Consider the following 13962-nt stretch of genomic DNA (forward strand, 5'->3'; position numbering starts at 1 on the left):
GCACCCTTATAGCGGTTTCAATATATAAAGCCCAGCAGACAACGCCGAAAGCGCGAAATGTCCCTGATATTTCGCATCTCACGCCATGTACTTCCACCCCGCTTTTCATGTACATTGTTTGGCGACTTTCCCTTGGCTTTGCCTGATAACTCATTAATTACAATAGGTTAAGGACGGCGAAGCAATAAATCCGACCTGGAGTAACACATGTCTTCTCGTAAAGAGCTTGCCAACGCCGTTCGCGCCTTGAGCATGGATGCAGTACAACAAGCGAAATCTGGTCATCCGGGCGCCCCGATGGGCATGGCTGATATCGCCGAAGTGCTGTGGCGCGATTATCTGAACCATAATCCGACCAACCCTCTGTGGGCCGATCGCGATCGTTTCGTGCTCTCTAACGGCCACGGCTCGATGCTGATCTACAGCCTGCTGCACCTCACCGGTTACGATCTGCCGATCGAAGAGCTGAAAAACTTCCGTCAGCTGCACTCTAAAACGCCGGGCCATCCGGAATATGGTTATACCGCAGGTGTGGAAACCACGACCGGCCCGCTGGGGCAGGGGATTGCCAATGCGGTGGGTATGGCGATCGCTGAACGTACCATGGCGGCGCAGTTTAACCGTCCTAATCATGACATCGTCGATCACCATACTTATGTCTTTATGGGTGACGGCTGCATGATGGAAGGGATCTCCCATGAGGTTTGCTCGCTGGCCGGTACGCTGAAGCTGGGCAAGCTGGTGGCGTTTTACGATGACAACGGCATCTCTATCGATGGTCATATTGAAGGCTGGTTCAGCGACGATACCGCTGCCCGCTTCGAAGCCTACGGCTGGCACGTGGTGCGCGGCGTAGATGGCCACGATGCTGATGCGATTAAGAAAGCGATTGAAGAAGCGAAAGCGGTAAGCGATAAACCGTCGCTGCTGATGTGTAAAACCGTTATCGGCTTCGGCTCACCGAATAAAGCCGGTACGCATGATTCACACGGCGCGCCGCTGGGCGATGACGAGATCGTGCTGACCCGCAAACAGCTGGGCTGGGAACATGCGCCTTTTGTTATCCCTCAGGACATTTATGCGCAGTGGGATGCGAAAGAAGCGGGTCGGGTAAAAGAAGCCGCATGGCAGCAGAAATTTGATGCCTATGCGCAGGCTTATCCGGAGCTGGCCGCTGAGTTTACGCGTCGCATGAACAACGAGCTGCCGGCCAACTGGCAGGAAGAGTCGCAGAAATTTATTGAGCAGCTGCAGGCCAACCCGGCGAAGATCGCCAGCCGTAAAGCATCGCAGAATGCGATCGAAGCGTTCGGTAAGCTGCTGCCGGAATATCTGGGCGGCTCGGCGGACCTGGCGCCAAGCAACCTGACCATGTGGTCCGGCTCAAAAGGCATCAATGATGATGCGGCCGGTAACTATATCCACTACGGCGTGCGTGAATTCGGTATGACCGCTATCGCTAACGGTATTGCGCTGCACGGTGGTTTCCTGCCTTACACCGCTACCTTCCTGATGTTTGTGGAATATGCCCGTAATGCGGCGCGTATGGCTGCGCTGATGAAAATTCGTCAGGTGATGGTCTATACCCATGACTCTATCGGTCTGGGCGAAGATGGCCCGACTCACCAGCCGGTTGAGCAGATTGCCAGCCTGCGCGTCACGCCGAATATGAGCACCTGGCGTCCGTGCGATCAGGTTGAATCTGCCGTGGCATGGAAATATGCCATTGAACGTCAGGATGGCCCGACAGCGCTGATTTTCTCCCGTCAGAATCTGGCACAGCAGTCGCGTAGCCCTGAGCAGCTGGCAAACATCGCGCGCGGCGCCTACGTGCTGAAAGATTGCGAAGGCCAGCCGCAGCTGATCCTGATCGCAACCGGTTCAGAAGTTGAACTGGCGGTTGCCGCCTGGGATAAGCTGACTTCTGAAGGTTATCAGGTGCGCGTGGTTTCTATGCCCTCTACCGATGCGTTCGATAAGCAGGATGAGGCTTACCGTGAATCGGTACTGCCGAAAGCGGTTAGCGCGCGCGTGGCTATCGAAGCGGGTATTGCTGACTACTGGTACAAATATACCGGCCTGAACGGCGCGGTTATCGGCATGACCACCTTCGGTGAATCTGCCCCGGCAGAGAAGCTGTTCGAGCTGTTTGGCTTTACCGTTGAGAACGTGGTAGCAAAAGCGAAAGCGATTCTGTAAGAAAAAGGTTCGTCCGTTATGCGGACGAACCTGATATTTAATGGCGCGCGGTTTAATAATCAACGCGCCATTAATTTATCAACTAATTACTTTTGTTAATAAACAGCAGGATTACTGCGGCTAACCTTCCGGGCTTAACAATTTAACTGGCTGGCGTAAAATATATTCAATTAATAGATGTTATTTTATTTATGATCCTGGCGATTAATAAGTTTCAGGTTTTATCTGGAATGATATTTTATCCGGCATGTTATCCAGCACCTGTTGAATAGTCGTAAACTGTTCATCGCTATCCTCATTATTAACTACTGGCTTGCTTTCCGGCGGCGCTTTTTTTACCGCCAGCGGTTTCGATGTACCGTAAAAACGTCCGCTTTTATTGATAGAGAGATCGTCGCTTTCAATGGTGCCGTCAATTAAGCCGCAGGCGTTGATCTCTACAACCGCGCTGGCGCAAACGCCCGTGACTTTGCCGTCTACAACAACCCTGGCGGCATAAATTTCTCCTTCCACGCAGCCTTTACTGAGCACATAGACGGTTCGCTCCGCTGTGATGGTGCCGTCGATAGTACCGTTGATTTTCATATCGCCAGACGCTTTTATCTCACCGTTAATATGGCAATTAGACGGAATAATAGTCGCGTCCTTGTCTACCACCATCGCGGTCGAAACCGTTTCGCTATTATCCTGTATTGGCTGCGGCGGAATATAACATTCCTGTTGTTCCGTAGCGGAATTACTGGCGGATATGTTCTCTTTGCGTTTAAACATAGTCAGTCCTTTGTGAGATCTTATATAGCGAAGTAAAGATAAAATAATGAAAGAGGTTATTAACGCCAACATTATTTTTAACAGGAGGATGAGTAGCGCCCGGAGACTTTCCCATTCAAGACAATAAATCAGCAAAGCCGTAGCCCAGGTAAACCAGACACCCCACAGCAGCTTATGGTTCATAACGTCCTTTTACCGAACAAAAATACGTGCGGTGCAGCCGTAACGACTGAACCTTTCATCAGGTAATACAGAGCTGTCAGATAATGCCTGCATTCAATACAGGAAATCAGGCCCACCGCAAAGTGCAGGCGATGCATGACCACAGGCCTCCGCTTGCAGGCGGTTTTGTATGTAAAGCAGGCGTTGATATTGCCTCACCATACTATGAGCGCTAACAAAAGCGGGGACACCCACGGCAACTTTTATTCAAATTTGTGATCTGTGTCAGAAGTTTGTGCCAAGGGTTGATCGCTATCATTTTAATTATTCCTGGTAACGAATATTCTGGCTGAAGCGTTTCAGTTTCGACAATTCCTCCCACTCTGGATGGATTGCGCTGGCGGATTTTTCCCTGTACAAATCGTAACGGCTGGCTCAGGCTATCGGCACGTATTTATCAGGTTCTGACGCAGGAGATGTATGACCCTTCGCGTAGCGATTAATGGCTTTGGCCGTATTGGACGCAGCGTACTACGTGCGCTGTACGAAACCGGCCGTCGGGCAGAAATTAGCGTGGTCGCTATTAATGAACTGGCGGAATCTGCCGGTATGGCGCATCTGTTGAAATATGATACCAGCCATGGTCGTTTTGCCTGGGAAGTGCGTCAGGAACGCGATCTGTTGTGGGTGGGTGAAGATACGATTCGTCTGCTGCATCAGGCGCAAATCACCGATCTGCCGTGGCGCGAACTCAATGTAGACGTGGTGCTGGATTGTACCGGCATCTGGGGTAGCCGGGCCGATGGCGAAGCCCATCTGCAGGCGGGGGCGAAGAAAGTGCTCTTTTCCCATCCCGGCGGCAACGATCTTGATGCCACGGTAGTCTTCGGCGTAAATGAGCAGGCGCTTAAACAAAGCGATCGCATTGTCTCCAACGCCTCATGCACGACTAACTGTATTATTCCGATTATTAAGCTACTGGATGATGCTTTTGGCATCGAATCCGGCACCGTGACCACTATCCATTCCGCGATGCACGATCAGCAGGTGATCGATGCTTATCACAGCGATCTTCGCCGTACACGCGCCGCCAGTCAGTCGATCATTCCCGTTGATACGCGGCTTGCTGCGGGCATTGGGCGCATCCTGCCGCAGTTCCACGATCGCTTTGAAGCGATCGCCGTGCGGGTGCCTACGATTAACGTGACCGCGATGGATCTCAGCGTTAGCGTCCGTGCTGCGGTCAGCGCGCGCGAGGTGAACGCCGTGCTGCAAAATGCCTCAGCGGGGGCTTTTAGTGGTATAGTTGACTATACGGAAATGCCGTTAGTCTCGATCGATTTTAATCACGATCCGCACAGTGCCATAGTGGACGGCACGCAAACGCGGGTCAGCGGTCACCACCTGGTTAAGACATTAGTCTGGTGTGACAATGAATGGGGCTTTGCTAACCGGATGCTCGACACGACGTTAGCAATGGCCGCAAGTGGTTTCAGGTAAGACGCGGATGCGTCTGACAAAACTTATGAGAATCAACGAGAGGGTTCACCATGTCTGTAATTAAGATGACCGATCTGGATCTTGCTGGTAAACGCGTTCTGATCCGTGCCGATCTCAACGTGCCGGTTAAAGAAGGGAAAGTGACGTCAGATGCGCGTATTCGCGCTTCGCTGCCGACCATCGAAGCTGCTCTGAAACAGGGTGCGAAAGTGATGGTGACTTCCCACCTGGGACGTCCGACCGAAGGCGAATACAACGAAGAGTTCTCGCTGCTGCCGGTAGTTAACTACCTGAAAGAGAAACTGAACGGCACCAACGTTACCCTGGCTAAAGATTACCTCGACGGCGTAGAAGTTGGCGCAGGTGAGCTGGTGGTGTTGGAAAACGTGCGTTTCAACAAAGGCGAGAAGAAAGACGACGAAACCCTCTCGAAAAAATATGCCGCGCTGTGCGACGTATTCGTTATGGACGCATTTGGTACCGCTCACCGCGCGCAGGCTTCTACGCATGGCGTAGGTAAATTCGCGCCGATCGCCTGTGCCGGCCCGCTGCTCTCTGCCGAGCTGGAAGCGCTGGGTAAAGTGATGAACAACCCGGCTCGTCCGCTGGTAGCGGTAGTGGGGGGTTCTAAAGTTTCTACCAAGTTCGACGTGCTGAACTCACTGGTTAAAATCGCTGACACCGTTATTGTCGGTGGTGGTATCGCCAACACCTTCGTGGCTATCGATAACAAAGTCGGTAAATCTCTGTATGAGCCGGATTTCGTTGAAGCCGCGAAAGGCCTGCGCGATCAGTACGCTATTCCGGTGCCTACCGACTCACGTGTGGGTACGGAATTCTCTGAAACTGCGCCTGCTACGGTGAAAAAAGTTAACGAAATCGCCGACAACGAAGAGATTATGGACTTCGGCGATGAAACGGCACAGTCCCTGGCGAAAGTGCTGAAAGAGGCGAAAACCATTCTGTGGAACGGCCCGGTAGGCGTGTTCGAATTCCCGAACTTCCGTAAAGGCACCGAAATCATCGCTAACGCCATCGCTGATAGCGAAGCGTTCTCTGTTGCTGGCGGCGGTGATACGCTGGCGGCAATCGATCTGTTTGGCATCGAAGATAAAATTTCTTATATCTCTACCGGCGGCGGCGCGTTCCTTGAGTTTGTAGAAGGTAAAAAACTGCCAGCGGTCGCTATGCTCGAAGAGCGTGCTAAACAGTAACTTTTAGGGCAGGGCTTTGCGTCCTGCCAGAACGTATTGCCCAGCTTACTTAAATGGGCGTGAATCCGTAACACGGCCGACGAAACAGGACAAAACAGATGTCTAAAATTTTTGATTTCGTAAAACCAGGCGTTGTCACCGGTGATGACGTACAGAAAGTTTTTCAGGTAGCAAAAGAGAACAAATTCGCGCTGCCAGCCGTTAACTGTGTGGGTACCGACTCTATCAACGCCGTGCTGGAAGCTGCTGCTAAAGTTCAGGCTCCGGTTATCGTTCAGTTCTCTAACGGCGGTGCCGCATTTATCGCCGGTAAAGGCTTTAAATCTGACGAGCCGCAGGCGGCTGCTATCGCCGGTGCTATCGCCGGTGCGCATCATGTGCATTTGATGGCGGAAAAATATGGCGTGCCGGTCATCCTGCACACTGACCACTGCGCGAAGAAACTGCTGCCATGGATCGACGGTCTGCTGGACGCGGGCGAAAAACATTTTGCTCAGACCGGTAAGCCACTGTTCTCTTCTCACATGATCGACCTGTCTGAAGAGACGCTGGAAGAAAACATCGAGATTTGCAGCAAATATCTGGCGCGTATGGCGAAAATGGATATGACGCTGGAGATCGAACTGGGCGTGACCGGTGGTGAAGAAGATGGCGTGGATAACTCCCATCTCGACAGCTCTGCGCTGTACACCCAGCCGGAAGACGTTGATTACGCTTATACCAAGCTGAGCGAAGTAAGCCATCGTTTCACCATCGCCGCCTCTTTCGGTAACGTACATGGCGTTTATAAGCCGGGTAACGTGGTTCTGACGCCGAAAATCCTGAAAAATTCTCAGGAATATGTGTGCCAGAAGCATAACCTGCCGCACAATGCGCTGAACTTCGTGTTCCACGGTGGTTCTGGTTCTTCTGCTGAAGAGATCAAAGAGTCTATCGACTACGGCGTAATCAAAATGAATATCGACACCGACACCCAATGGGCGACCTGGGACGGTATTCTGCAGTACTACAAAAAGAACGAAGGCTATCTGCAGGCGCAGCTGGGTAACCCGGAAGGCGACGATAAGCCGAACAAAAAATTCTACGATCCGCGCGTTTGGCTGCGTGCTGCACAGGCTTCCATGGTTGTGCGTTTAGAGCAGGCGTTTAAAGAGCTGAACAACATCAATACGCTGTAATCGCGAACTGATGATAAAAGGCCCCGAGGGGCCTTTTTTTATGGCATTTTGCGTGAAAACTGTAACCTTAATCGTCACTTATTTGGCGAAGCGGATGGTTATTGTTACCCTTGGTGCAGGGCTGCTCAGCTCTCACTAACGGTTTTCACAATCTCTTTTGGGGAAAGATAACAGGGTGAATAGATGGAAGATTTAAATGTGGTAAACGGCATCAGCAGTGCAGGCGGCTGGCTGGTACATAATCAGGCGTTGCTGATCGGTTATGCGGTTAATATTGTCGCCGCTTTCGCCATCCTTATTGTGGGGATGATTATCGCGCGCATCATTTCGAATGGAATAAACCGTCTGCTGCTCGCGCGTCATATCGATGCCACCGTGGCAGATTTTCTGTCGGCGCTGGTGCGTTACGGCGTTATCGCCTTTACGCTGATTGCTGCGCTGGGGCGCGTCGGGGTACAGACGGCGTCGGTGATTGCCGTACTGGGTGCGGCGGGTTTGGCGGTGGGCCTCGCGTTACAAGGCTCACTCTCTAACCTTGCCGCTGGCGTACTGCTGGTTACCTTCCGTCCGTTCCGTACCGGTGAGTTTGTCGATCTGGGCGGCGTAATGGGCACGGTATTGAACGTGCAGATCTTCTCCACTACGTTACGCAGCGCTGACGGTAAAATGGTGGTTATCCCTAACGGGAAAATTATCTCTGGCAACATTGTTAACTTCTCGCGCGAGCCGGTGCGCCGTAATGAATTTATTATCGGCGTGGCCTACGACGCAGATGTTGATCAGGTGATCTCCCTGCTGCGTGAGGTTGTGGATGCCGACCCGCGCGTATTGCAGGATAAAGGCGTACAGATTGGCCTGAACGAACTGGCGGCTTCTTCGCTGAATTTTGTGGTGCGTTGCTGGAGCAATAGCAGCGATCTACAGGATGTTTACTGGGATCTGATGAAAAACTTCAAGCGCACGCTGGATGCGCACGGCATTGGTATTCCTTATCCGCAGATGGATGTTCATCTGCATCAGGTAAAGTCTGCTGAAGCGGAAAAAGCCAGCGCAGAAACCGTCAACGTTAATCAATAATGGCAAGCAGCTGGCCAGCAATGGCAAACGCACTGTAAGCCAGCGGGCGAGGTAACACCTCGCCCGCGCTGTTATTAGCCCCGCTGATATCCCATTAATTCTTTCCATTTCTCCCGCCCGCCCTGACGCTATACACTGCCCGCCATTATCCGCTTTGGGGAAAAATTCATGTTATCCGTTTACTTTCAAGGGGTTGCTTTGGGTGTGGCGCTTATATTGCCGCTGGGACCGCAAAACGCGTTTGTGCTTAATCAGGGTATACGTCAGCAATATCATCTTATGACCGCCGCACTCTGTACGCTAAGCGATATCATTCTGATTTCCGCCGGCGTTTTCGGCGGCAGCGCGCTGCTTAATCAGTCGCCGTTGCTGCTGAATCTGGTGACCTGGGGCGGCGTCGCTTTTCTGTTGTGGTATGGCTGGGGCGCGCTGCGTGCAGCGATTAGCGCTGATATTTCCCTTGCCAGTACACAACTAAAGCAGCAAAGCCGCTGGCGAATTATCGCTACGCTGGTAGCAGTGACCTGGTTAAACCCGCACGTTTATCTGGATACCTTTGTTGTGCTGGGCAGCCTTGGCGGGCAACTGCCGCCAGAGGCGCGTCGCTGGTTCGCGCTCGGCACCGCCAGCGCCTCTTTTCTCTGGTTCTTTAGCCTGGCGTTGCTGGCGGCCTGGCTGTCGCCACGGCTGAGTACGGTGGGCGCACAGCGCATCATTAATCTGTTTGTCGGCGTAGTGATGTGGTTCATTGCCTTCAAACTGGCATTACAGGCGTTAACGGGCTTTTACTGAGGCGCTGGCAGAATTAAACGCGGCGCGCGGCAAAAAAGGAAACTTTTGCCACAATAAAAACTCAGAGGAACACGCATGTCGCCCGCGGCTGGCTTGTGGCAGGCTTGCGTGGCCGTGATGGCAACTGCCAGTACGGCGCCCCGTAAATTTGTTTTGTCTTCAAGGAGGACCTTTCGTGAAACTGAAAGCACTGGCTCTGGCCGCAATAATGGGATTAAGTACCGGGCCGTTAATCGCCCAGGCGAATGAGCTACCCAACGGGCCGCATGTTGTTACATCAGGACAGGCCAGCGTAGATGCCCGTCCTGATATCGCCACGCTGGCGATAGAAGTTAACGTCTCCTCCAAGGATGCTGCGGAAGCGAAAAAACAGGCGGACGCTCGCGTGGCGCAATATTTCGATCTGCTAAGTAAAAATGGTATCGAGAAAAAAGATATCGATGCGGCGAACCTGCGTACCCAGCCAGAATATGACTACACCAAAGAGGGTAAATCGGTGCTGAAAGGCTACCGTGCAGTACGTCAGGTGCAGGTCACGCTGCGTCAGCTGGATAAGCTGAACGATTTACTGGATGGCGCGCTGAAGTCAGGGCTGAATGAAATTCGCTCGGTAGAGTTGGGCGTAGCGAATCCGGATGATTACAAAGCGAAGGCGCGACAGGCGGCGATTGAAAACGCCACGCAGCAGGCGGCGGCGCTGGCAAAAGGCTTTAACGCTAAGCTGGGCCAGGTTTATAGCGTGCGCTACCATGTTGCCAACTATCAGCCGATGCCAATTGCGCGTATGTACAAAGCCGCTGAAGCTGCGCCAATGACCTCTGCTCAGCAAACGTATGAGCAGCAGAGCATTCATTTTGACGATCAGGTTGATGTGGTGTTCGAGCTACAGCGTAACTAGTTGAACCCGGCAGAAATGCCGTCTGAATAGCCTAAAGTACTTCTCACGCCTTAGGTTGCGGAAGCAGGGCGCTTGCGCGGGAAGTGCAGGCCGATGGTAAAGACGCAAAAAACGTCATCCCTGACAGCTCGGCCCGCGCCGTCCATGGCGCGGGACGCTTTACTCCTCTGCCTGCACACCCCGAGCCTTAGGTTTTGGGAGTTAATGTGCAGGCAAGCATGCCTTTCATCGCGCCTTAACCGCTAAGCGCTTTATCTTCTTCCTGACGCAATACGCGATGGCCATGCGCCAGCAACGCATCGGTGACCTTACGCATCAGGCGGCTTTCCGGCGCGAAGCGGTGCCAGTAAAGCATCCGGCGCTGATAAAGGCCGGGCGTAAGATCGATTAGCTCACCGCTTGCCAGCTCTCTTTCGATTTGCAGATGTGGGATCATACAGCAGGTCGAGCCCTGACGTGCCAGCTGCACAAATGCCTCAGACGAATTAACGATATGGCAGGGCACGCTGCCGGGCGATAAATCAAAATTCTGCTGTAAAAAGGCCTGGTGCATATCATCCAGATGATCAAAGGCCACCGCTGGCGCTTTCAGCAACGCCGAGCGCGTTACGCCATTAGGAAAGTAGCGTGCGGCGAACTCAGGCGAGCCGACAAACAGGTAATCCAGCGCGCCAAGCCGATCCACTAAACAGCTGGGCAGCGGCTGCGGCTGAATACTCACGGCCCCGACAACCTCACCACGGCGTAAGCGTTCCTGCGTGCGGGTTTCATCTTCCACCTGTAAATTCAGGCGTACCGGCGAATCGGTTAAAACATCTTTTAGCGCGGGCAGCAGCCAGGTCGCCAGACTGTCCGCGTTCACCGCCAGCGACAGCAGTAACGGCGTTGTACCGCCGTTTTCATCACCCAGCCACTCATCTTCCAGCAGCTCTACCTGATGCAGCAAAGCCAGCAGTTTTTGTCCCTGTTCGGTTGGACGGGGCGGAATAGTGCGCACCAGCAAGGGTTGACCGAACATGTTTTCCAGCTGCTTTATACGTTGTGACACCGCCGACTGGGTGATACACAATTTTTGCGCCGCGCGCTCAAAGCCGCGCTCGCGAATCACAGCGTCCAGAGCCTGAAGCGTTCGATAATCGGGTCTTTTCATTGTTATTCTGTTCTCCTTCAGGAATGGCGGGACACTATGCCATAAAATTAATACTTTGCGGCTGCGGATAACGGCGACAGTTTGTGGACTGCTTTGCAAAGCGACAAAACACCGCTTGTCCAACAGGCATTTTAGCCAGAGCTTGTTTTATACTACGCGCACACTATTAGCACAGGTTTTAAACATACCATGACGCAGGATGAACTGAAAAAAGCAGTTGGCTGGGCCGCGCTGGATTATGTCACGCCAGGGACCATTGTCGGCGTGGGCACTGGCTCGACCGCCGCCCACTTTATTGATGCACTCGGCTCGATCAAACACCAAATCGAGGGGGCGGTTTCCAGCTCTGAGGCTTCTACGCTGAAGTTAAAAGGTCTGGGTATTCCGGTATTCGATCTTAACGAGGTCGACGCTCTGGCGGTATACGTTGACGGCGCTGATGAAATCAACCCGCAGATGCAGATGATCAAGGGCGGCGGCGCGGCGCTGACGCGTGAGAAAATCATCGCGGCGGTCGCGGATAAGTTTATCTGCATCGCTGATGCGTCAAAGCAGGTTGATGTGCTGGGCGCTTTCCCGCTGCCGGTGGAGGTGATCCCTATGGCGCGTTCTTATGTGGCGCGTGAACTGGTGAAGCTGGGCGGCCTGCCGGAATATCGTCAGCAGGTGGTAACCGATAATGGCAACATTATTCTCGACGTACATAATCTCAGCATTGTTAACCCGACCGAGCTGGAACGCGCCATTAATGCGTTGCCTGGCGTAGTGACGGTAGGGCTTTTTGCCGCACGCGGCGCCGATGTGGCACTGATCGGCGGCCCTGATGGGGTAAAAACCATTACCAAATGATCTGACCGGCGCGTCTGCCGCGCCGGTTATTTCTTACTGAAAAACATCTTTTCTACGGATAGCCTAATTTGGTGACTTATGTCACATAACGGGTGCCTGCAACGCTATCGTTCTGCCAGTGACGCGCTTCCCATCATAATCTGTTGAATCCGCCCTAATCCACATTTACCCATGCTAAGCGACAGGCAATCGTTTGTATTGCCGTGCGCGTAAATTTTGATATTTTGGCAGAAGGCTGGCTTATTACAGCCTCTTCTGAAGTCTGCAAAATAGGGTCGGGAAATGGCAAAAGTATCGCTGGAGAAAGACAAAATTAAGTTTCTGCTGGTGGAAGGCGTTCACCAAAGCGCGCTGGATAATTTGCGTGCGGCAGGTTACACCAATATTGAATATCACAAAGGCGCGCTGGATAGTGAAGCGCTGAAAGCCTCCATTCGCGATGCGCACTTTATCGGTATTCGTTCCCGTACTCAGCTGACTGAAGAGATTTTTGCCGCAGCTGAAAAGCTGGTGGCCGTAGGCTGCTTCTGTATCGGCACCAATCAGGTGGATTTAGACGCGGCGGCAAAACGCGGTGTGCCGGTGTTCAATGCGCCGTTCTCGAATACGCGTTCAGTGGCGGAGCTGGTTATCGGGGAGATGCTGCTGCTGATGCGCGGTATCCCAGAGGCGAATGCCAAAGCCCATCGCGGCATCTGGAATAAACAGGCCGCCGGTTCGTATGAGGCACGCGGTAAGAAACTGGGTATTATTGGCTACGGTCATATCGGCATGCAGCTGGGCGTGCTGGCGGAAAGCCTGGGCATGCATGTCTTTTTCTATGATATCGAGAACAAGCTGCCGCTGGGCAATGCCACGCAGGTCACGCATCTTTCCGACTTGTTGAATATGAGCGATGTTGTCAGCCTGCACGTGCCGGAAACCTCCTCTACCCAAAATATGATGGGAGCAGAGGAGCTGGCCTTGATGAAGCCCGGCTCGCTGCTGATTAACGCCTCGCGCGGAACGGTGGTGGATATTCCCGCGCTCTGCCAGGTGCTGGCGAATAAACATCTGTCCGGTGCGGCTATCGATGTCTTTCCTGAAGAGCCAGCGACCAACAGCGATCCGTTTAACTCCCCGTTGTGCGAATTCGACAACGTGATCCTGACGCCGCATATCGGCGGCTCAACGCAGGAAGCGCAGGAGAATATCGGCATTGAAGTCGCTGGCAAGCTGGCGAAATATTCTGATAACGGCTCTACGCTCTCTGCCGTTAACTTCCCGGAAGTTTCACTGCCTACGCATGGCGCACATGTGAGCCGTCTGCTGCATATCCATGAAAACCGTCCTGGAGTGCTGACCGCCATTAACCAGATTTTCGCTGAGCAGGGGATCAATATCTCTGCACAGTACCTGCAAACCACGCCGATGATGGGCTATGTGGTTATCGATATTGATGCAGAACTGGATGTGGCGCATAAGGCGCTGACGCTGATGAAAGCGATTCCGGGCACGATGCGCGCGCGCCTGCTTTACTGATTACCCGCGTTTATCTCTGCCGACGCCGCCTTGATTTTCAGGCGGCGTTTTACGTTTCCCACTGCCACAGACGGGAAGGGGTTAAAATCGCCGGTAACGGGATATCCCAGGCTTCGGCAGGCAGCGTATCCACCTGCTGACAGTCGTGCGCCAGACCGATGGGAAGAAAACGATGGTTGCGCCAGTGCTGCAGGGTGCGATCGTAAAACCCGCCACCCATTCCCAGACGCTGTCCCTGTTTATCAAACGCCACCAGCGGTACAAACATCACGTCCAGCCGGTCGAGCGGAATAATATGCCGTACGTCCAGCGGTGGCTCCGGAATGCGTAGCCGATTGGGGATCAGTATTGTTTCCGGCGTATAGTGAATAAACAGCAGGTTTCCCGGCGAGAAAGGGTGCAACACCGGCAGATAAACCTGCTTGTGCTGCTGCCAGAGTCGGGCAATCAGCGGACAGGTATTGAGCTCGCCATCAACCGACAGAAACAGCGCGATATGCTGCGCCCGATCCACCGACGCTACGTTTAATGCATGTTCAGCAACGCTATTTGCCGCGTGCGTTTGCTGCTCTGCGCTGAGTCCACGCCGTAAATGGCGTACATGCGTACGTATAGCTTGTCGTTCAAGAGATAAAGACATAGGGGTGCCTG

General features: G+C 53.1%; 12 protein-coding genes. 9 read left to right on the plus strand and 3 right to left on the minus strand.

What is annotated here, in order from left to right; all coding sequences use genetic code 11:
* Positions 1-207 precede the first annotated feature (207 nt).
* Positions 208-2199: a transketolase gene (gene tkt / locus B1H58_RS10910; protein ID WP_085070217.1), complete on the plus strand. Its 1992-nt coding sequence runs from the start codon at positions 208-210 to the stop codon at positions 2197-2199.
* Between the two features lie 204 nt (positions 2200-2403).
* Here tkt and B1H58_RS10915 read toward each other — a convergent pair whose 3' ends face one another.
* Positions 2404-2970 carry a bactofilin family protein gene (locus B1H58_RS10915; RefSeq protein WP_167373286.1) on the minus strand — a complete coding sequence of 189 codons (567 nt, stop codon included), beginning with the start codon at positions 2968-2970 and terminating at the stop codon, positions 2404-2406.
* Positions 2971-3612: 642 nt separating this feature from the next.
* On the opposite strand from B1H58_RS10915, the gene epd reads away from it, so the two are divergent.
* The 6 genes from epd (at position 3613) to B1H58_RS10945 (ending at position 9791) form a co-directional block, all read left to right on the plus strand.
* A complete protein-coding gene (gene epd / locus B1H58_RS10920) occupies positions 3613-4632 on the plus strand; it encodes an erythrose-4-phosphate dehydrogenase (RefSeq protein WP_085070221.1) in 1020 nt (339 codons plus the stop codon).
* 50 nt (positions 4633-4682) lie between these two features.
* Positions 4683-5846, plus strand: a complete 1164-nt coding sequence (gene pgk, locus B1H58_RS10925; RefSeq protein ID WP_085070223.1) for a phosphoglycerate kinase — start codon at positions 4683-4685, stop codon at positions 5844-5846.
* A gap of 98 nt (positions 5847-5944) precedes the next feature.
* The gene (gene fbaA, locus B1H58_RS10930; RefSeq protein ID WP_085070225.1) at positions 5945-7024 is read left to right on the plus strand and encodes a class II fructose-bisphosphate aldolase; all 1080 of its coding nucleotides are present in this window, start codon (positions 5945-5947) and stop codon (positions 7022-7024) included.
* A gap of 183 nt (positions 7025-7207) precedes the next feature.
* Positions 7208-8101 (plus strand): small-conductance mechanosensitive channel MscS, encoded by an 894-nt coding sequence (gene mscS / locus B1H58_RS10935; protein WP_085070227.1) that lies wholly within the window; start codon positions 7208-7210, stop codon positions 8099-8101.
* Between the two features lie 168 nt (positions 8102-8269).
* Positions 8270-8893: an arginine exporter ArgO gene (argO, locus tag B1H58_RS10940; RefSeq protein WP_085070229.1), complete on the plus strand. Its 624-nt coding sequence runs from the start codon at positions 8270-8272 to the stop codon at positions 8891-8893.
* A 175-nt stretch (positions 8894-9068) separates the two neighbouring features.
* Positions 9069-9791 carry an oxidative stress defense protein gene (locus B1H58_RS10945; RefSeq protein WP_085070231.1) on the plus strand — a complete coding sequence of 241 codons (723 nt, stop codon included), beginning with the start codon at positions 9069-9071 and terminating at the stop codon, positions 9789-9791.
* 235 nt (positions 9792-10026) lie between these two features.
* Here the strand turns inward: B1H58_RS10945 and B1H58_RS10950 are convergent, their stop codons facing one another.
* Positions 10027-10941, minus strand: coding sequence for a LysR family transcriptional regulator ArgP (locus B1H58_RS10950; RefSeq protein ID WP_085070233.1), 915 nt, complete (start codon positions 10939-10941; stop codon positions 10027-10029).
* A 189-nt stretch (positions 10942-11130) separates the two neighbouring features.
* On the opposite strand from B1H58_RS10950, the gene rpiA reads away from it, so the two are divergent.
* Both rpiA and serA read left to right on the plus strand, forming a co-directional pair.
* Complete coding sequence (rpiA, locus tag B1H58_RS10955; RefSeq protein ID WP_085070235.1) at positions 11131-11790, plus strand: ribose-5-phosphate isomerase RpiA; 660 nt, start codon at positions 11131-11133, stop codon at positions 11788-11790.
* A 282-nt stretch (positions 11791-12072) separates the two neighbouring features.
* On the plus strand, positions 12073-13311 hold the full coding sequence (gene serA / locus B1H58_RS10960; RefSeq protein WP_085070237.1) for a phosphoglycerate dehydrogenase: 1239 nt from the start codon (positions 12073-12075) through the stop codon (positions 13309-13311).
* 49 nt (positions 13312-13360) lie between these two features.
* Here serA and B1H58_RS10965 read toward each other — a convergent pair whose 3' ends face one another.
* Positions 13361-13951 (minus strand): 5-formyltetrahydrofolate cyclo-ligase, encoded by a 591-nt coding sequence (locus B1H58_RS10965; RefSeq protein ID WP_085070239.1) that lies wholly within the window; start codon positions 13949-13951, stop codon positions 13361-13363.
* Positions 13952-13962 lie beyond the last annotated feature (11 nt).

It is taken from the genome of Pantoea alhagi, assembly GCF_002101395.1.
GTDB classification, from domain to species: Bacteria; Pseudomonadota; Gammaproteobacteria; order Enterobacterales; family Enterobacteriaceae; genus Mixta; species Mixta alhagi.